This window comes from Pseudomonas silensiensis, from assembly GCF_050434865.1.
Classification (GTDB): Bacteria; Pseudomonadota; Gammaproteobacteria; order Pseudomonadales; family Pseudomonadaceae; genus Aquipseudomonas; species Aquipseudomonas fluorescens_W.
The window spans coordinates 70150-88212 of record NZ_JBNDJH010000025.1 but is presented as its reverse complement, the minus strand read 5'-3'; the positions used below and the strand labels follow the sequence as shown (position 1 = coordinate 88212).

General features: G+C 62.0%; 16 protein-coding genes. 11 read left to right on the top strand and 5 right to left on the bottom strand.

The window, feature by feature from the left end; all coding sequences use genetic code 11:
• The first annotated feature begins 5 nt into the window (after window positions 1-5).
• The 6 genes from QF010_RS27710 to QF010_RS27685 all read left to right on the top strand — a co-directional run bounded on the left by QF010_RS27710 (window position 6) and on the right by QF010_RS27685 (window position 6650).
• Window positions 6-296 (top strand): (2Fe-2S)-binding protein, encoded by a 291-nt coding sequence (locus QF010_RS27710; RefSeq protein WP_033057244.1) that lies wholly within the window; start codon window positions 6-8, stop codon window positions 294-296.
• Window positions 293-1654 carry an FAD/NAD(P)-dependent oxidoreductase gene (locus tag QF010_RS27705; RefSeq protein WP_429534328.1) on the top strand — a complete coding sequence of 454 codons (1362 nt, stop codon included), beginning with the start codon at window positions 293-295 and terminating at the stop codon, window positions 1652-1654. The genes QF010_RS27710 and QF010_RS27705 overlap by 4 nt, the downstream gene beginning before the upstream one ends.
• Window positions 1651-2766, top strand: a complete 1116-nt coding sequence (locus QF010_RS27700; protein WP_429534327.1) for an NAD(P)/FAD-dependent oxidoreductase — start codon at window positions 1651-1653, stop codon at window positions 2764-2766. The genes QF010_RS27705 and QF010_RS27700 overlap by 4 nt, the downstream gene beginning before the upstream one ends.
• Window positions 2767-2784: 18 nt before the next feature.
• Window positions 2785-3831, top strand: coding sequence for an ABC transporter substrate-binding protein (locus tag QF010_RS27695; RefSeq protein ID WP_033057249.1), 1047 nt, complete (start codon window positions 2785-2787; stop codon window positions 3829-3831).
• A gap of 285 nt (window positions 3832-4116) precedes the next feature.
• Window positions 4117-5244: a cell division protein ZapE gene (gene zapE, locus QF010_RS27690; RefSeq protein WP_429534326.1), complete on the top strand. Its 1128-nt coding sequence runs from the start codon at window positions 4117-4119 to the stop codon at window positions 5242-5244.
• A gap of 80 nt (window positions 5245-5324) precedes the next feature.
• Window positions 5325-6650, top strand: coding sequence for a leucine-rich repeat-containing protein kinase family protein (locus QF010_RS27685; RefSeq protein ID WP_429510613.1), 1326 nt, complete (start codon window positions 5325-5327; stop codon window positions 6648-6650).
• A 131-nt stretch (window positions 6651-6781) separates the two neighbouring features.
• Here the strand turns inward: QF010_RS27685 and QF010_RS27680 are convergent, their stop codons facing one another.
• Window positions 6782-7489: a YebC/PmpR family DNA-binding transcriptional regulator gene (locus tag QF010_RS27680; RefSeq protein WP_033057256.1), complete on the bottom strand. Its 708-nt coding sequence runs from the start codon at window positions 7487-7489 to the stop codon at window positions 6782-6784.
• 232 nt (window positions 7490-7721) lie between these two features.
• Between QF010_RS27680 and QF010_RS27675 the strand changes: the two genes are divergently transcribed.
• The gene (locus QF010_RS27675; protein ID WP_429534325.1) at window positions 7722-9146 is read left to right on the top strand and encodes a type VI secretion system Vgr family protein; all 1425 of its coding nucleotides are present in this window, start codon (window positions 7722-7724) and stop codon (window positions 9144-9146) included.
• A gap of 3 nt (window positions 9147-9149) precedes the next feature.
• Here QF010_RS27675 and QF010_RS27670 read toward each other — a convergent pair whose 3' ends face one another.
• Together QF010_RS27670 and QF010_RS27665 are read right to left on the bottom strand one after the other, a co-directional pair.
• On the bottom strand, window positions 9150-10541 hold the full coding sequence (locus QF010_RS27670; RefSeq protein WP_429534324.1) for an FAD-dependent oxidoreductase: 1392 nt from the start codon (window positions 10539-10541) through the stop codon (window positions 9150-9152).
• Between the two features lie 10 nt (window positions 10542-10551).
• Complete coding sequence (locus QF010_RS27665; RefSeq protein WP_429534323.1) at window positions 10552-11877, bottom strand: MFS transporter; 1326 nt, start codon at window positions 11875-11877, stop codon at window positions 10552-10554.
• Window positions 11878-12145: 268 nt separating this feature from the next.
• Between QF010_RS27665 and QF010_RS27660 the strand changes: the two genes are divergently transcribed.
• Window positions 12146-13018, top strand: a complete 873-nt coding sequence (locus QF010_RS27660) for a LysR family transcriptional regulator (protein ID WP_429534322.1) — start codon at window positions 12146-12148, stop codon at window positions 13016-13018.
• A 148-nt stretch (window positions 13019-13166) separates the two neighbouring features.
• Here QF010_RS27660 and QF010_RS27655 read toward each other — a convergent pair whose 3' ends face one another.
• A complete protein-coding gene (locus QF010_RS27655; RefSeq protein ID WP_429534321.1) occupies window positions 13167-14030 on the bottom strand; it encodes a LysR substrate-binding domain-containing protein in 864 nt (287 codons plus the stop codon).
• A gap of 109 nt (window positions 14031-14139) precedes the next feature.
• Between QF010_RS27655 and QF010_RS27650 the strand changes: the two genes are divergently transcribed.
• From QF010_RS27650 to QF010_RS27640, 3 genes are all read left to right on the top strand, one after another.
• The gene (locus QF010_RS27650) at window positions 14140-15249 is read left to right on the top strand and encodes a 2-aminoethylphosphonate--pyruvate transaminase (RefSeq protein WP_429534320.1); all 1110 of its coding nucleotides are present in this window, start codon (window positions 14140-14142) and stop codon (window positions 15247-15249) included.
• A 147-nt stretch (window positions 15250-15396) separates the two neighbouring features.
• A complete protein-coding gene (gene phnX / locus QF010_RS27645) occupies window positions 15397-16224 on the top strand; it encodes a phosphonoacetaldehyde hydrolase (RefSeq protein WP_429534319.1) in 828 nt (275 codons plus the stop codon).
• A 187-nt stretch (window positions 16225-16411) separates the two neighbouring features.
• Complete coding sequence (locus QF010_RS27640; RefSeq protein ID WP_429534318.1) at window positions 16412-16960, top strand: cytochrome b; 549 nt, start codon at window positions 16412-16414, stop codon at window positions 16958-16960.
• A gap of 10 nt (window positions 16961-16970) precedes the next feature.
• Here QF010_RS27640 and QF010_RS27635 read toward each other — a convergent pair whose 3' ends face one another.
• A complete protein-coding gene (locus QF010_RS27635) occupies window positions 16971-17888 on the bottom strand; it encodes a 1-aminocyclopropane-1-carboxylate deaminase/D-cysteine desulfhydrase (protein ID WP_429534317.1) in 918 nt (305 codons plus the stop codon).
• Window positions 17889-18063: the final 175 nt, after the last annotated feature.

Here is an 18063-nt window from a genome sequence, read left to right as displayed (position 1 = left end):
GCGCCATGGCTCTGCTGAAACGACTGGCCGAAGGCGACCGCCCGGCCCTGGACTTTACCCTCGATGGCCAACCGGCCACCGGCCTGCTTGGCGACACCTTGCTGACGGCGGTGCTGACCTGCAGCGAACACTTGCGCGGCAGCGACTTCAGCGCCGAACCCCGCGCCGGGTTTTGCATGATGGGTGCCTGTCAGGACTGCTGGGTTCGACTGGGCGACGGTCGACGCGTGCGCGCCTGCTCGACGTTGCTCGAAGCCGGGCAGCAGATCAGCCGCGAACCGGGGCGACACTTATGAGCACACCCTTGGTGGTCATCATCGGCGCCGGCCCGGCCGGCATACGTGCCGCACAAACCCTGGTCGCCCATGGCGTTCGCCCGGTGCTACTGGACGAAGCAGCACGCGGTGGCGGGCAGATTTATCGACGCCAACCGGCAAACTTCAAGCGCTCACCGGTCAAGCTGTATGGCTTCGAAGCCGGCAAGGCCAGCGCGTTGCATCAGACGATTGATGTGCTGCGCGAGCACCTCGACTACCGCCCCGAAACCCTGGTATGGAACGCCGAGGACGGCGCGCTCGACACCTTGCATGAGGGCCGCGCCGCGCGGCTGGCGTTCTCTCGAGTGATCGTCGCCACAGGCGCCACCGACCGGATTCTGCCGGTACCGGGCTGGACCCTTCCGGGGGTCTACAGCCTTGGCGCCGCGCAGATCGCCCTCAAGTTTCAAGGCTGCGCCATCGGTGAACGGGTGGTGTTCGCTGGCAGCGGGCCGTTGCTGTACCTGGTGGCGTATCAATACGCCAAGGCCGGTGCGAATGTCGTCGCGGTGCTCGACAGTTCGCCCTTCCGCGCTCAGGCCCGCGCCCTGCCCGGCCTGCTCTCGCAACCGGCCACCCTGGCCAAAGGCATCTATTACCGCAGCTGGTTGACCGCCCACGGCATCCCAGTGCATCAGGGGGCCAGCCTGAAACGCATCAATGGCGAACAACGTGTGCAATCGCTGAACTGGTCCAACTCCAAGGGTGAACAGCAACTCGATTGCGACGCCGTCGCCTTCGCCCACGGCCTGCGCAGTGAAACCCAACTCGCCGACCTGCTCGGTTGTGAATTCACCTGGAACCCGCTCAACCGCGCCTGGCTGCCGCAACGTGACAGCGCCGGTCGCAGCAGTGTCGCCGAGGTTTACCTGGCCGGTGACGGCGCCGGCATCATGGGCGCCGACGCGGCGGAAATGGCCGGTGAACGCGCGGCCCTGGCGTTGCTCGAAGACATCGGATACCTGATCCCAGCGCAACGTGGGGCGCAATTGGAGCAGGCGCTGGGACGGATCGATACCTTCCGCCAAGGTCTGGAGCGGGCCTTCATCTTTCCCGAGCATTGGGCCGCCGATGCCCCGAATGACGTGATGATCTGCCGCTGCGAAGAAGTGCGGGCCGGCGACATCCGCCAGGTCGTGCGCGAGGGCCATTGGGAGATCAACCGGGTCAAGGCGCATTGCCGGGTCGGCATGGGTCGTTGCCAGGGGCGGATGTGTGGCGCCGCCGCTGCGGAAATCATTGCCTGCGAAAGCCAGCGCTGCGTCTCCGACATCGGCAGGCTTCGGGCTCAGGCGCCGATAAAACCCCTGCCGTTTGGTCTGGAGGTCGAGCCATGATCGAAGTCGATGCCGTCATCATTGGCGGCGGTATTGTCGGTGCCTCCGCCGCGCTTTTTCTGAGCAAGGCCGGGCGTCGCGTGGCGCTGCTGGAGCGGGACTTCTGTGGCTCGCATTCCAGCGGCGTGAACTACGGCGGCGTACGGCGTCAGGGGCGACCGTTGTCGCAACTGGCGCTGTCGCAACGGGCCCACGACCTCTGGGGGCAACTGCCGCAGCTGATTGGCATTGACGGTGAATATCAGCGCAGCGGCCACCTGAAACTGGCCCGCAGCCTCAACGACCTGCACGCCTTGCAAGACTATGCCGCCAGCAGTAGGGGCTTTGGCCTCGATTTGCAGGTACTTGAACGCAGTGAATTACGCGCACGTTTTCCGTGGGTCGGCGAGGTGGCGGTCGGTGCCTCGTTTTGCCCCGATGACGGTCATGCCAACCCGCGACTGGTCTCTCCGGCGTTTGCCCGGGCGGCGCGGCGACATGGTGCACAAGTCCATGAACAATGCCCGGTGACGACAGTGGAACACGACGGGCAACGCTTTTGCGTCAGCACGCAAACCGGTCTGGAGTTGCAGGCGCCCTGGCTGCTGAATTGCGCCGGAGCCTGGGCCGGCAGCCTCGCAGAACAGTTCGGTGAGGGGGTGCCGATGCACGCCGGGCACCCGGCGATGCTGGTCACCGAGCCGTTGCCACTGGTGATGAATGCCAGCACCGGGGTCGAGGGTGGCGGTATCTATGCCCGCCAGGTCGCGCGCGGCAATTGTGTGTTGGGTGGCGGTCAGGGTTTTGCCCTCGACGGCGCCCGCGCCCGGCCGGGTCAGCACGCGGTGATCGAGATCCTGCGTCAGGCCGTCGAGCTTTATCCGTTTCTTGAAGGCGCCCAGGCGATTCGCACCTGGAGCGGCACCGAAGGTTACCTGCCCGATCGCCAACCGGTGATCGGCCACAGCGGCACTCAACCCGGTCTGTTGCACGCGTTCGGCTTTGCCGGCGCGGGCTTTCAGATCGGGCCTGCGGTGGGCCAGGCGCTCACCGAGATCATCTGTAGCGGCGCGTCAAAGACGCCGCTGGATGTGTTTTCCATCACCCGTTTTCACTCCATCTCCGTAGCTTGATAGAGGAAGGTCGCGCCAATGAATAACCTCAAACGCACTGCACTGCTCGGTTTGTCCTGCATGAGCGCCCTGCTCACGGTCACCCAGGCCCACGCCGAACCGACGCTTTACCTGGGCATGAACGGCGGGACCATGGAGCGGCTCTACGCCGACAAGGTGCTGCCGGTTTTCGAGAAGGCCAATAACGTCAAAGTGGTGATTGTGCCTGGCACCTCCGCCGACATTCTGGCCAAGGTCCAGGCCAGCAAAGGCAACCCGCAGATGCACGTGATGTTCCTCGACGACGGCATCATGTACCGCGCCATCGCCATGGGCCTGTGCGACAAACTCGAAGACAGCGCACCGCTGGCACAGATTCCGGCCAAGGGCCGCATCAAGGATCAAGCGGTGGCGGTCAGCCTCGGCGTGACCGGGCTGGCGTACAACACGCGTCTGTTCAAGGAGAAAGGCTGGACCGCGCCGACCTCGTGGATGGACATGGCCGATCCGCGCTTCAAGGACAAACTGGTGTTCCAGTCGATGGCCTCTTCGACCTTTGGCCTGCACGGGTTCCTGATGTTCAACCGGATTCAGGGCGGCAGCGAAACCGACGTCGAGCCGGGCTTCAAGGCGTGGCCGAACACCGTCGGGCGCAACGTGCTGGAGTACATCCCGAGCTCGGCGAAGATTTCCGAAATGCTTCAGACCGACGAAGCCGCGCTGTTCCCGCTGACACCGACCCAGGTCACCGCCCTGAAACTCAAGGGCATGCCAGTGGAGTATGCGCAACCGAAGGAAGGCGCCGTGGTGCTCAACGTGGCCGAGTGCGCCATCGCCAACAACACTCAGCCGGAACTGGCGCAAAAACTCGCCGCTTTCCTGCTGACGCCGCAAGCGCAGGCTGCCGCGCTTGAAGACGGCGACCAGATCCCGTCCAACCCCAATACCCCGACCACCGACAAAACCCGCGGTCAGGTCGAGGCGATGAAGCAGTACCTGACCACTGCCATTGCGATCGATTGGGATCAGGTCAACGAACAGCGCCCGGCGTGGAATGCGCGGTGGAATCGCAGTATCGAGCGCTAACTGACAAACGCCCAGCAGGAACGCAATCGATGTAGCAGCTGCCGAGCCTGCGAGGCTGCGTTCGGCTACGCAGCAGTCGCCAATCCATTCACTGCGGTTTACCTGAACGACCGCGGTGTTTAGTTTTACGACTGCTGCGCAGCCGAACGCAGCCTCGCAGGCTCGGCAGCTGCTACAGGTTGGAGGGTGCACAGGCCGACACAACTGGAATGGAAATTCCCCCTTTGGTTACACTACGGCGCGGCAGCTCGGGGAGCTGCCTGACGATTACGGGGTAACCTCACAGTGGCCGTTCGACCGCCCAACCGTTCGCGACTCACACCACGCTGGCCTGCGCTACGCCGCTTGTTCGGCGCATCGGCAGCATCCGCCGGTGCCACCGCGACCGGTCGAGTCATCCACGACTACTTCCACCGCAAGGCCCACTCCCAGGGCTACACCCTCAGCCATAGCCAACTGCGCGTCATCGACTGCATGGCACAACACGCCGCAGCACTGGTGGGCACCTCGGCAAAAACGCTTCCCGGCTTATACCTGCACGGCGCCGTGGGTCGCGGCAAGAGCTGGCTGCTCGACGGGTTTTTCCAGGCCCTTCCCATCGCGGAAAAACAGCGCCTGCATTTTCATGAGTTTTTTGCGCACCTTCACCAAGGAATGTTCAGTCATCGCGATCAACCCGACGCGCTGGAAATCACCCTCGACGAACAGCTGCGCGATTGCCGGGTGCTGTGTTTCGACGAGTTTCACGTCCATGACATCGGCGACGCGATGCTCATCAGCCGACTGTTCAAGGCATTGTTCCGCCGAGGCATCCTGCTGCTGGTCACTTCCAACTACCCACCGGAAGGACTGCTGCCCAACCCGCTGTACCACGCGCGCTTCAAACCGGTGATCGACCTGATCAACGCTCGCATGCAGGTCATGGAGGTCGGCGGCCCCCACGACTACCGCAGTCAGGTCAGAACCCATGCCCAGCAGCTGTTTACCCAGGGACAGTACGTCTGGCCCGCTACCGCAACGCAGCGTCAATCGTTGAACCTGCCCGAACGCGCCGCGCCGGCCATTCAACTGCCCGTCGGGACACGCCACCTTCAGGCCCGACACTGCGAAGGGCGAACCATCGGTTTCACCTTCGGCGATCTGTGCGACCACCCCACTGCGGTGATGGATTACCTGGAGCTGTGCCGACGTTTCGATCACTGGTTCATCGATGAACTGCCCAACCTCGCCGATTGTTCCATCGCCGCCCAACAGCGGTTCATCAATCTGGTCGACGTCCTGTACGACCAGGACAAGCACCTGATTCTGCTCGGGCAGCAGTCTTTGCGCGAAAGCCTGGGCGGCGATGCCATCGATCTGGCGCGCACGCGCAGCCGCTTGGGGCAGTTGGTCGAAGTCAGGGAACCGGTCTGACACGTCCCCGGCCTTTGCCGGTATCATGTCGCCCGTTTCCAGGCCTCCGCGCCCTCCTCCCGATCAAAGTGAATCTGTTCATGGATACCCTTGCCCAACTGCGCGCCGGCCAACTGTCGGGCGTTACCCGCCTGGACCTCACCGGCGGCCTGACGGAGTTTCCGCGAGAAATCTTCGACCTGGCGGACTCGCTGGAAGTCCTCGAACTCAGCGGCAATGCCTTGAGTAGCCTGCCGGACGACTTGTACCGCCTGACCCGTTTGCGCGTGCTGTTCTGCGCGGACAATCTGTTCACCGAACTGCCCGACTGCCTGGGCCAATGCGCTGCACTGACGATGGTCAGTTTCAGGGGCAACCGCATCGAACGCGTGCCCGGCGCCGCCCTGTCACCGTTGCTGCGCTGGCTGATCCTGACCGATAACTGCATCACTGAATTGCCGGCCGAGCTGGGTGAACGCCCGAACCTGCAAAAACTCATGCTCGCCGGCAACCGTTTGCAAGGTTTGCCCGAGAGCTTGCGTCATTGCCATCGACTCGAACTGATCCGCATCGCCGCCAACCAGTTGACCGAGTTGCCCGAGTGGCTGCTGACCCTGCCGAGCCTGGCTTGGCTGGCGTACGCCGGTAACCCGCTGGAGACCGAAGCCGATGCGGCCGCCCTCGAAGCCACGCCTCACATTCCCTGGACCGAACTGCGTCTGGCGCAGCAACTGGGCGAAGGCGCGTCGGGGGTGATTCATCGGGCTGATTGGGATCGACAGGGCCAACCGGCCACTCAGGTCGCGGTCAAACTCTACAAAGGCGAAATGACCAGCGATGGCTCGCCGTTGCACGAAATGAACGCCTGCATCACCGCCGCTAGTCACCCCAACCTGATCCGGGTTGAAGGGCGCGTCGTCGGGCATCCGCAAGCCCAGGCCGGGCTGGTGATGCAACTGATCGATCCGAGCTATCGCAATCTGGCCGGGCTGCCGAGCCTGGCGTCATGTACCCGCGACGTTTACGCCAATGACACCCGGCTCAGCGCTGGCGTGGCATTGCGCATCGCCTGTGGCGTCGCCTCGGCAGCCGAGCATTTGCACCAGCATGGCATCACCCACGGCGACCTCTACGGTCACAACATTCTGTGGAACGAGCACGGTGATTGCCTGCTGGGGGATTTTGGCGCGGCGTCGTTCCATGCCACCTCGGACAGCCTTGAAAGCCGTGCGCTGCAACGGATCGAAGTGCGGGCGTTTGGTATTTTGCTGGGGGAATTGTTGGAGCGGATCGACTCGGGGTTGAGTGATGAAGGTCGTGTGCAGCTGGAGCAATTGCAGCAGCGCTGCTGTCAGCCGCAGGTGCTGACGCGACCGGGGTTCGGCGAGATTATTCAGGCGCTGGCGGTAATCAACACAAATCTTTAGAGAAAAACGAAACCTGTGGCGAGGGAGCTTGCTCCCGCTGGACGGCGAAGCCGTCTCCAAAAGCGACGGCTGCTGCGCAACCGAGCGGGAGCAAGCTCCCTCGCCACAAGTCAGATCACAAACAGTCCGGTTTAACCCGCCAACCCGACAAACATGTCCTGCACGTCATCGTGGTTATCGAGGCCTTCGAGGAAGGCTTCGACTTCAGCCATCTGCTCATCGCTCAGGCCGCTGACCGGGTTTTTCGGCTGGTAACCCAACTTGGCCGACAACACGGTGAACCCTTGCTCGGGCAGGGCTTTCTGCACGGCGTCCAGGTCCCCAGGCTCGGTCAGGAACAGGGTCGCGCCCTCTTCTTCGCCCGGTTCGAAATCCTGGGCGCCGGCTTCGATGGCGGCCATTTCCGGATCGGCGTCAGGGCTGTCCGGGGACGCCTCGATCATGCCGACATGGTTGAAGTCCCACGCTACCGAACCGGAAGCGCCCAGTTGGCCCTTGCGGAACGCCACGCGGATTTCCGCCACGGTGCGGTTGATGTTGTCGGTGACGCACTCGACGATCACCGGCACCTGGTGCGGAGCGAAACCTTCGTAAGTCACGCGATGGTACTGAACGGTCTCACCCAGCAGGCCCGCGCCTTTTTTGATGGCGCGATCCAGGGTTTCCTTGGGCATCGAGGCTTTCTTGGCCTGTTCAACCACCAGACGCAGGTGTGCGTTGGTAGCGACATCGGCACCGTTACGGGCAGCGATGGTGATTTCTTTTACCAGTTTGCCGAAGATCTTGCCCTTGGCGTTAGATGCCGCTTCTTTGTGTTTAACCTTCCACTGTGCGCCCATTACTCACTCTCTTGATCTATGGCGCCGAGACATCTATTGGCCGACGCATGGCGCAAGTTTATACGCCCTAAAGTTGGCAATCGACCAAAAAATCCACCCTGTTTACCCGCATGACCAATCGACATCTTCACCGGCAGTTGTAGGGCGATTCTGAAACTTCGATTTGCGGTGACCATAAAGGGCTGTGGTTTCGTACCCTCTGCGCCCGAATTCCATGGCAGAAGCGCGCTCGATGCACAACGACAAGGAAAGTCCCTTCACCCTGACACTCCTCGACGGCGATTTGAGTTTGCAGGTGTTGCAGTTCAGTGGCCGAGAAGCCCTCAACCAGCCCTATCGATTCGACATCGAAGTCATCGGCCTCGCACCGGCCATGAGCCTCGACCGATTGCTGCAACAGCCGGTGTTCCTCAGCCTGACGGAGGGCCAGGGTATTCACGGCGTCCTTCACAGTGCCAGTCGCGAGCATCGCGGCCCCCACCGGATCGGCTACAAACTGGTGCTGGTGCCCTACCTTCAATGGCTCGACCGGCAGCGTTCACGTCGCGTGTTTCATCACCTCAGCGTACCGATGATCCTGCGCCAACTGCTGGAGGAACATGATGTGCCCGAGGGGAGCTATCGCTTCGAATTATCCAACGGACACTATCCCGTACGGCCATTCTGCATTCAGTACGAGGAGAGCGATCTGGCATTGCTGCAACGGCTGTGCGAAGAAGAAGGCATTCACTATCACTTCGAACATCAGCGCGACGGGCATATGCTGGTCCTGGCCGATGACAGCCTGAGTTTCCCCCAGGAACCGGTCCTTACGCCTTTCCAGGGCAACGCGCCCGAAGGCAATGACGTGCCGGTGATCAGTGAGTTGTTCCAGCGCCATGACTCGCCGCCCTTTCCCTCACGACGGGAGGCCAGGAACCGTGGCTCGCAAAAACCCGACAAGGGCGCGGCCAACCACGCTTTCAGCAAACCATTGCCGGTGATGGTCCGGCCCGCGGCCGAGCATATCCATCACGATCAGTTGAGCCGAAGACAACTGGAACGTCTGCGTTGCCAGCACTTGCAAATCCACGGTCAAAGCAACCAGAGCGCACTGCGCAGCGCACGGATAGTGCAAGTGTCAGAACATCCACTGCCGAATTTCAACGATCAATGGCTGCTCACCGAAACCCGCCACCAGGGGCAACAACCTTCGATTCTTGCCACCGACAAACCCGTCACTGTTCGCCATTACCGCAATCAGTTCACCGCCATTCCCTGGTCAACGGTCTTCAGGCCGGCGCTCAAACAGACCAGGCCGAGCATCCCGGGTTATCAGCCCGCCCGGGTGCTGGGCCCTGCCGGGCAGCCGGCGGCGCTGGATGATCGAGGTCGAATACAGGTTGGGCTGTGGCCAACAGCGCAAGCGGATCCGCTTGAATCTGCCGGACTCTGGCTGCTGGTGGCCCTTGCAGCGCCGGACGGTCGGATTGACCCGTCCAGCCTGCCAACGGCCGGCAGCGACGTCCTGATCAGTTTCCTCGACAGCGACCCGGACCGGCCAGTGCTGTGCGTCGGCATGGGTCATCACCCGCGCACTCGGCCGGTTCCCGCGCCACGCCGTGATAGCCACTTGCTGCTCGACTGGCTGGTCAATCGCTCGGACCTCTCGCCCTGACATTCAGCCCTTGTCGGCCTTGCCTGCCGCCGCCGCGAATTTCGCCAGACGCACATCCAGATGCCGTGGCCGGTGTCCGTGATCCTCGGCGCGTTCCTTGCGGCGGATGGCGTTGCGCACCATCAATGAGCCGAGGTAACGAATCGGTTCCGGCGGAAAGTAGCCCAAGGGGCCGTTGACCAGAGGCGAACGGGTCCAGGCGTTGTCCAGTCCCTGAACCATCGAGGCGAGAATCTGCCCGCCCATGTGACACGGGCCAACCCCGCTGCCGGAGTACCCGAAACCGTAGAACACATTGCCGCTGGCACTCATCTGACCGAAGAACGGCAAACCGGTGACCGAGCGATCAGACGGACCGTTCCAGGTCGCCTCGACCTTGACCTGGGCAAACGCCGGAAAGAACTCGCTCAGGCTGTGCTGCAACAAACCGGCATAGGGCGATGGTTGATCGAACACCGGCAACATTCGCCCGCCGTAAGCAAAGGTATTGCCGCCCTTGCCGAGCATGATTCGGCCGTCCGGGGTGTTGTGGTAGTAGTGCACGAAAATCCGCGAATCGAGCACGGTGACGCCGCTGGTCAAACCGATCTCATTGAGCAGATCGGGTCGCGGTTCGGTGATCAGCATGTCACTGGAAACGATCGCCACACTGCGCTCGAACTGTGGAAACGCCCGGGCCATCCAGGCGTTCATTGCCAGCACCACGCGATCCGCGCGGACGGTGCCGTTCGGGGTTTGAATCCCCGCAGGCTGGCCCTCCTGCAACCCGGTCATGGCGGTGTGCTCGTGAATCCTCACCCCGAGTTGCAACGCGACCCGGCGCAAGCCGCGCACCAGTTTGCCCGGCTGCACACTGGCCGCCGCCGGGGAAAACCAGCCTTCCAGGTGTTTGCTGGAACCGGCCATGCGTTGCACATCGGCCACCGGCCGTTGGGTGAAGGAGTTGATGCCATTGCGCTCCAACGCCGCGATCACGGCGTCGGTCGAACCGCATTGGGCACGGTTGGTGGCGGTGTAGAGCGTACCGTCGAGGCGGTAATCGGCGTCCACCGCGTACTGCTCGCAGAAGGCGCCGATGGCATGGATGCTGCGCTCTGACTCCTTGACCAGCCGCACGGCTTCTTCGACGCCGAACAGCCGTTCAAGGGTGAAGTACTTGGCCGACCACGACAGTGCACAACCACCGTTGCGGCCACTGGCGCCGGCGCCGCAGATATCGGCCTCGATCAGCAACACGTCGAGCTCAGGGTTCTGCTCCTTGAGCATGATCGCGGTCCAGAGTCCGGTGTAGCCGCCGCCGACGATGCAGACGTCGGCGCGGGTATCGCCCGCCAGGGGTTCGCACGGCGCGCAGGACTCGGCCGCCAGCGCCTGTTCCAGCCAGAAAGGTCTCATGGGTCAATCCTTAAGTACGCAGAGGTTTTACGGTGATCGGTTGGTTAGGCACGAAAGCGCTTTCGGCACGCAGGCCAGCCGGGCGGCTGTTCCAGTGCGGGATCAGCACCAGGGCTGAAAACATCGCGCAACCGGCGAAGACGATGAACACGGTGACCGAGTCGAAGTAGCCCGGCAGCAATCCGCCGAGAATCGCTCCGACCGAGCCGCAACCGTTGACGAAACCGGCCGCTGTGGCGCCCGCCTTGGCGGTGCCGAAATCGATCGCGGCCGCGCCGCTGATCATCGAGTCCGGTCCGTACAGAGTCAGGCCCATCACGAACAGCAGGGCCACCACCAGCATCACGCTGCCGGTATGCAGGGCGCCCATGAACAAGGCCAGGGTCACGGTCAGCGCCAACAGGCTGAGCACACACGCCGGCATGCGTCGGGCGCCGAACAGTTTGTCCGAAGCGAGCCCCAGCAGAATCGGACCGAGCAACCCGGCCAGCTCAAACGCGGTCGGAATGATTGCCGCGCCCACCTTGCCCACCGAGGGCATCTGTTCGAAGACGATCACCGGTCCCCAGAGCAGAATCGCGTAGCGCGCCGGTTTCAGCAGAAAGTACGCCAGGCCCAGAACCAGCACGGTGCGGTTGCGCAGAATTTCTTTTAACGGTTCCAGCATGCTGATCTTGCTTTGCGCGTCGGCCTCTTGCGCCGTCAGTTGCGGCTCCGGCTCCACCGCTGGCAAGCCAACGTCTTCGGGTTTGTTACGCTGAAAAATAAAAAACAGCACGGCGACCAGCCCAACCACCGCCGCACTGGAAAAGAACGCCGCATGCCAGGTGCCGATCAGCGTATACGCCCACCAGCCAGCAAACGGCGACGCCACCAACCCACCAAAGGCGTAGCAAGAACTCCACAACCCCAGCACCCGCCCGCGCTGTTCGGCGGGAAAGAAACTGCCGAGGTTCTTGCACAGCCCGGACCAGCCGGTGGACTGGGCAAACCCTTGAATCAACATGCAGGTCGCGAAAATTGGCAACGTCGCAAAACTGCCCATCACCAAGGCGGCCGCCGCTGAAATCAGCAACCCGCCCAACACTACGACCCTTGGGCCAAAGCGGTCGGCCAGGATGCCCCAGGTGAATTGCCCGATGGCGTAAGCCGTGAGGTAGATGGCGTCGAGGTTGGCCATGGCCATTTTGTCGAGCATGAAGGTGGGGTCTTCGGCGATCCCCAGTTTTGCCACGGAAAAGGCTTTGCGGGTGAAGTAGAAAGCGGCGTAAGCGAGCCAGGTGATCGCGAAGATCTGCACGCGCCAACGCTTGATAGTGCCGATGTGCTTGTTCATGGTGGTTCTGACCTCAGGGTGTGAGTGTGCCGGCAGAAATTGAGAAATAACGCCTGTTTTTTTATTGTTGAGCACTTCGATATCGCAGCTTCCCTTTGGCGATATCGGTCAGATGAGTCCTGCTGTTGCACGCACAGGCTCATGGCCGCCGATGCTGTTCGACTGACCAGTTACCGGGGCTGAGGTCGATAAAAACAATTACTGATTAATAAGTGAAATCGATTTATCGTATTTCCAATATAAGCTCAGCTTGTTACTGGAGGTTTCGATGTCGGTTTCCCACGCCCAGCTCAAAGCCTTCCACGCCGTCGCCGTGCACGGAAGCTTTACCAAAGCCGCCGAGCGGCTATTCCTCACGCAACCGGCGATTTCCGACCAAGTGCGCAAGCTCGAAGAGCGGTTCGGTGTGCTGCTGTTCCACCGCAACAAACGCTCGGTCCGCCTGACCGATCTGGGCGAGCGGTTGCTGAGCATTACCCAGCGATTGTTCGTTATCGAGGCCGAGGCGCAGGAGCTCCTGCATGACTCCAGGGCCTTGCAGACCGGCAGCCTGATTCTCGCGGTGGATGCGCCAGTGCACGTACTGCCGCAGATTGCTCGCTTTTGTGAGCGCTACCCCGGCATCAGCGTGAAGATCGAAACCGGTAACACGGATGAGTCGCTGTTTCGCCTGTTCAACTATCAGGCCGACCTGGCGTTGTTGGGCCGCGAGGTGAGTGACGAACGACTGATCTCGCTGCCGCTGCGCAATGACCCGATGGTGGCGTTCGTTTCCCGCCATCATCCGTGGGCCGACCGCGAGTCGATTTGCCTCGCGGATCTGGATGACACGCCTTTGGTGCTGCGGGAAATCGGCTCGGTGACGCGCCAGACGCTGGAAGAAGAAATGGCCCAGGCAGGCTTTCGCATCCGCCCGGCGATTCAGGTTGAAGGTCGGGAAGCGGCGCGTGAAGCGGTGGTCGTGGGGATTGGCGTCGGTGTGGTATCGGCTGCCGAGTTCGGTGCGGATTCGCGGGTGTGTGCGTTGCCGATTACCGACTGCAAACGACGGCTGACGGAAACACTGGTGTGCTTGCGCGAGCAGAGTTCGCGGCGGGTGGTGGCGACGTTTCTGGAGATGATTCGCGAGAGTCTGGTATAGGCAGGCCCGGCCTCATCGCGGGCAAGTCGAATCGTCGCACCGCCGCTCCCACAGGTATTTGTGCTGGCCGCAGATCTTGTGCACGAGGCAAAACCTGTGGGAGCGGCGGTGCGACGATTCGACTTGCCCGCGATGGCCGCGCCTCGGTCTATCGGTCTGGCGCCAACTCGAAAAACGCCTGTATCAAACGCAAATCCCGCCGCCGCTCCATGCAGCCAATCATGTGTCGGTTAACCAGTCCTTCACCCATAATCGGCACCGCCGCCACCCGCGGGTCATGGCTGACCTCCACCGACGACACCACGCCAACCCCCAACTCTGCGGCGACGGCTTCGGTCACCGCCTCGCGACTGTCCAGTTCCAGTAACACCCGTGGACTGACCGACGCCGTCGCGCAGGCTTCGTCGAAGGTGCGCCGGGTGATCGAACTGGGCTCGCGCAACACCATGATCACCTGGTCCAGCGCCTTGAGCGCCACCCCCTTGGACATCTGCGCCCAGGGATGACCGTCAGGCACCAGCGCACAAATCCGTGATTCGCTCAAGTCTTGCAAATGCAGGCCCTTGCGCGGTTCGACCTCGGTCAGCACCGCCACGTCGGCGTGCTCCGACAGCAACGCCGCCAAGGTTTCCTGAGCATTGCCCAGCCGCAGGTTCACGGTGATCCCCGGATAACGCGCACGCAGGCTGGCGAGCATCGGCATGACCATGTGCGGCCCGTCCGCCGCAACCTCCAGACGCCCGGTCAGCAACTGCCGGTTGGCCTCGAGCATCACCTGCGCCTCTTCGGCCAGACCGAACATTGCCCGGGTAATCGCGGCCAGTTTGGTGCCCTCCTCTGTCAGCTCCACCCGTCGTGCGGTGCGCCGCAACAGGGTGATCTGGTAGTGCTCCTCCAGCGCCTTGATGTGCCCGGTGACCGCCGGTTGGCTGATGAACAGTCGCGCGGCGGCCCGGGTGAAGCTGCCCTCGCGGGCCACCGCATCGAATGCGCGGAGCTGGAACAGGTTCATGAATAACCCTCACTGATGACTGGCATAACAACAAACAATTTGATTGATAGCACGGCAAATTGCAATTTAAGCCCCGTAGCTTCATCCCATCGATTGCGAGGACACGAGAATGAGTACTGCCGAACCCATCCTGCTCACCCCCGGCCCACTGACCACATCGGCCCGCACCCGTCAGGCGATGATGGTCGACTGGGGTTCATGGGATGACCGCTTCAATCAACTGACCGCCAGCCTGTGCGAACAACTGCTGGCAATCATCAACGGCGGCGACAGCCACCACTGCGTGCCCCTGCAAGGCAGCGGCACGTTCGCGGTCGAAGCGGCGATCGGCACGCTGGTGCCTCGCGACGGCAAAGTTCTGGTGCTGATCAACGGCGCCTACGGCAAACGCCTGGCCAAAATCTGCGAAGTGCTCGGTCGCTCCCTCAGCACCTTTGAAACCGCTGAAGACGAACCGACCACCGCCGCCGACGTCGATCGCCTGCTGCGCGCCGACGCCAGCATCACCCACGTCGCGCTGATTCACTGCGAAACCAGCACCGGCATCCTCAACCCGCTGCCGGAAATCGCCCACGTCATCGCGCAACACGGCAAACGCCTGATCATCGACGCCATGAGCTCTTTCGGCGCGCTGCCGATCGACGCGCAACAGGTGCCGTTCGACGCGCTGATCGCCGCCTCGGGCAAATGCCTGGAAGGCGTGCCGGGAATGGGCTTTGTCTTCGCTCGCAAAGAAGCGCTGGCCAATGCCGCCGGCAACTCGCACTCGCTGGCGATGGACCTTTTCGATCAACACACCTACATGGCCAAGACCGGCCAATGGCGCTTCACCCCGCCAACCCACGTGGTCGCCGCGCTGCACGAAGCCCTGCTGCAATACAACGAAGAAGGCGGCTTGCCCGCCCGGCATCAGCGCTATGCCAACAACTGCAAAGTGCTGCTCGATGACATGGCCAAACTGGGGCTGCGCAGCTTCCTGCCCGCCGCGATTCAGGCGCCGATCATTGTCACGTTCCACGCGCCGAAAGACCCGCGTTACCAGTTCAAGGAATTCTACGAACGCGTCAAGGCCAAGGGTTTCATCCTCTACCCCGGCAAATTGACCCAGGTCGAAACCTTCCGCGTCGGCTGCATCGGCCACGTCAACCAGGCCGAGATGCACGCGGCGGTAGCGGCGGTCGCCGAAGCGCTGCGCGAGATGGAAGTCCTCGAAATCTAAGCCACACCAAAATCCCCTGTAGGAGTGAGACCGGCTTGCCGGCGATAGCGGTCTTGCATTCACCGACGATGTCGACTGACACACCGCCATCGCGAGCAGGCTCACTCCTACATTGAACCGTATTGCCAACTCAGGAATTTGATCACCATGAACTACGCAAACCCAACCAAGCTGCAAGCCGCCATCCTCGACTGGGCCGGCACCGTGGTCGACTTCGGCTCTTTCGCGCCGACTCAGATTTTTGTCGAAGCCTTCGCCGAGTTCGACGTCCAGGTGTCCATCGAAGAAGCCCGCGGCCCGATGGGCATGGGCAAGTGGGACCACATCCGCACCCTGTGCGATCAGCCAGAAGTGGCCGAACGGTATCGCACAGTGTTCGGCCGTACGCCGACTGACGATGACGTCACCGCCATCTACAAACGCTTCATGCCCCTGCAAATCGAGAAAATCGCCGAGCACTCGGCGCTGATTCCGGGCGCACTGGACACCATCGCCCATCTGCGCCAGCAAGGGATCAAGATTGGTTCCTGCTCCGGCTATCCAAAACAGGTCATGGACAAAGTTGTCGAGCTGGCCGCCACCAACGGTTACGTCGCCGACCACGTGGTCGCCACCGACGAAGTGCCCAACGGCCGCCCATGGCCGGCCCAGGCGCTGGCTAACGTGATCGCCCTCGGGATCGATGATGTCGCGGCCTGCGTGAAGATCGACGACACCGTGCCGGGCATTCTCGAGGGTCGTCGTGCCGGGATGTGGACCGTGGCGTTGATCTGCTCGGGTAACGCGCTGGGCCTGGACTACGAAGGTTATCGGGCCTTGGGCAGTGACAAACTGGCCAGCGAACGCAAGCGTATCCACGCCATGTTCGAAGGCTCGCGGCCGCACTACATGATCGACACCATCACCGATTTGCCGGAAGTGATCGCCGATATCAACCAGCGCCTGGCCAAGGGCGAGATGCCGCAAACCAACTGATTGCACCTGTCGCCGCATTAAAAAGCGCCAGCTCCTTAACGGAACTGGCGCTTTTTTGTGGCCAACCTCCTGATCCAGAGCATTGAACGCCCAAATAGCCACAGGCAAATCCATCAAAGCGGATTACAGTTAAAGCACACCGTCAAACAAGAACGGTGGTCTGGACCTGACCTGTGAGGAACACCGTATGCCCTGGAAGAATTCCGAATCACGCTACAGCACCGTATCGATCGCGCTGCATTGGTTGATGCTGGTCCTGCTGGCGCTGGTTTACGCCTGCATCGAATTTCGTGGAATCTTTCCAAAAGGCAGTGGCGGCCGGGCGCTGATCACCGAATCGCACTTCTTGCTGGGCTTGACGGTGTTTGTATTGGTCTGGCTGCGGCTGTTTGCTCGCAGCCTTGGCCCCGCCCCGCAAATCTTCCCGGCCTCGCCTCACTGGCAGACCGTGTTAGCCAGACTGATGCACTGGGCGCTGTACATTTTCATGATCGCCATGCCGATTCTGGGCTGGCTGGTCACCAGCGCAAAAGGTCACCAAGTGATGTTCTACGGCTTCGACCTGCCGCTGCTGATCGCGGAGGACAAGGTGCTGGCCAAGCAGATCGAGGGTTGGCATCAACTCGGCGGCACCATTGGATACTGGCTGATCGGCCTGCACGCCATGGCGGGGATTTATCACCACTATGTCGTGGGCGATAACACCTTGCTGCGGATGATGCCCAAGCGCGGGTGAATCCCGCCGCTCACTGGAACCCCCGGCGGCCCTGCAAACCGCCGGTATGGACGAAGATCAGGCGCGTGCCTTTTTCAAATCTTCCCGCTTCTACTTGCTGCTTGAGCGCCAACAGGGCTTTGCCGGTGTACAGCGGTTCGAGGGGAATGCCGCTGACCTGTTCGGTCTGATCGATGAATTCGAGCAACAGCGGATCGACTTTGGCAAAGCCGCCACGGCTGGCGTCGATCAATTCATAGGCGCGATGGTGTAAACCCGCCTCTTGCACAATTGATTCGACGTGCTGCGCCACTCCATGATCGTCGGGCACCGCCAGCGCGCCATACACCGGGTGTTCACCTGCTTCGGCCAGCACCAGACCGGCCAGGGTCGTGCCCGTTCCGCAGGCCAGCCACCAGCCGTCGTAGTCACTCCAGCCCAGAGCGTTCAGTTGCTCGCTGACCATTGTCCTCAACTGCCGACAGCCCTTGGCGCCCTGTAAACCGCCGCCACCTTCCGGCACCGGATGCAGATCGGGATACTGCGCCTGCCATGGTAACCAGAAACCCGGCTCGTGCCGCGCTCGATAACCGCCATAACCCAGCCAATGCAACTGCATGCCGAACGCCTGCAAGTCTTTTACCGTTGGCGTTTCTTGCGGATGACCGCGCAGCAGGCCAACGGTGCGAAAACCAAAACGCTTACCCGCTGCGGCCAGTGCATGCAGATGATTGGAGTGGGCACCGCCCAGACTGATGATGCCTTTGGCACCGATCTGGTCAGCGGCTTTCAGGTGCTCGATGAGTTTGAACCACTTGTTGCCGCTGATCAGCGGGTCGATCTGGTCGAGGCGCAGGATCGCGACTTCGATGCCAGCGTTGGTCAGCCAGCCAAGATGAAGGGGTTCAAGGGGGGGAATAGGTAGCCAGTTGGCTGGAGGAGAAGGCATCGGCTCTGCGCAGACGGAAAAGACGCCAGTCTATCAGCCAACGCAAACCCTGTAGCAGCTGCCGAAGGCTGCGTCCGGCTGCGCAGCAGTCGTCAATCCTGCCATCCTCGTTTACCTGAATCACCGCGGTGGCCGATTTTACGACTGCTGCGCAGCCGGACGCAGGCTGCGCCAG

What these genes read in the sequence shown, in the direction of transcription:
- QF010_RS27710 (WP_033057244.1), top strand. Translation starts at nt 6, where the DNA reads ATGGCTCTGCTGAAACGACTGGCCGAAGGCGACCGCCCGGCCCTGGAC.
- QF010_RS27705 (WP_429534328.1), top strand. Translation starts at nt 293, where the DNA reads ATGAGCACACCCTTGGTGGTCATCATCGGCGCCGGCCCGGCCGGCATA.
- QF010_RS27700 (WP_429534327.1), top strand. Translation starts at nt 1,651, where the DNA reads ATGATCGAAGTCGATGCCGTCATCATTGGCGGCGGTATTGTCGGTGCC.
- QF010_RS27695 (WP_033057249.1), top strand. Translation starts at nt 2,785, where the DNA reads ATGAATAACCTCAAACGCACTGCACTGCTCGGTTTGTCCTGCATGAGC.
- QF010_RS27685 (WP_429510613.1), top strand. Translation starts at nt 5,325, where the DNA reads ATGGATACCCTTGCCCAACTGCGCGCCGGCCAACTGTCGGGCGTTACC.
- QF010_RS27680 (WP_033057256.1), bottom strand. Translation starts at nt 7,489, where the DNA reads ATGGGCGCACAGTGGAAGGTTAAACACAAAGAAGCGGCATCTAACGCC.
- QF010_RS27675 (WP_429534325.1), top strand. Translation starts at nt 7,722, where the DNA reads ATGCACAACGACAAGGAAAGTCCCTTCACCCTGACACTCCTCGACGGC.
- QF010_RS27670 (WP_429534324.1), bottom strand. Translation starts at nt 10,541, where the DNA reads ATGAGACCTTTCTGGCTGGAACAGGCGCTGGCGGCCGAGTCCTGCGCG.
- QF010_RS27665 (WP_429534323.1), bottom strand. Translation starts at nt 11,877, where the DNA reads ATGAACAAGCACATCGGCACTATCAAGCGTTGGCGCGTGCAGATCTTC.
- QF010_RS27660 (WP_429534322.1), top strand. Translation starts at nt 12,146, where the DNA reads ATGTCGGTTTCCCACGCCCAGCTCAAAGCCTTCCACGCCGTCGCCGTG.
- QF010_RS27655 (WP_429534321.1), bottom strand. Translation starts at nt 14,030, where the DNA reads ATGAACCTGTTCCAGCTCCGCGCATTCGATGCGGTGGCCCGCGAGGGC.
- QF010_RS27650 (WP_429534320.1), top strand. Translation starts at nt 14,140, where the DNA reads ATGAGTACTGCCGAACCCATCCTGCTCACCCCCGGCCCACTGACCACA.
- phnX (WP_429534319.1), top strand. Translation starts at nt 15,397, where the DNA reads ATGAACTACGCAAACCCAACCAAGCTGCAAGCCGCCATCCTCGACTGG.
- QF010_RS27640 (WP_429534318.1), top strand. Translation starts at nt 16,412, where the DNA reads ATGCCCTGGAAGAATTCCGAATCACGCTACAGCACCGTATCGATCGCG.
- QF010_RS27635 (WP_429534317.1), bottom strand. Translation starts at nt 17,888, where the DNA reads ATGCCTTCTCCTCCAGCCAACTGGCTACCTATTCCCCCCCTTGAACCC.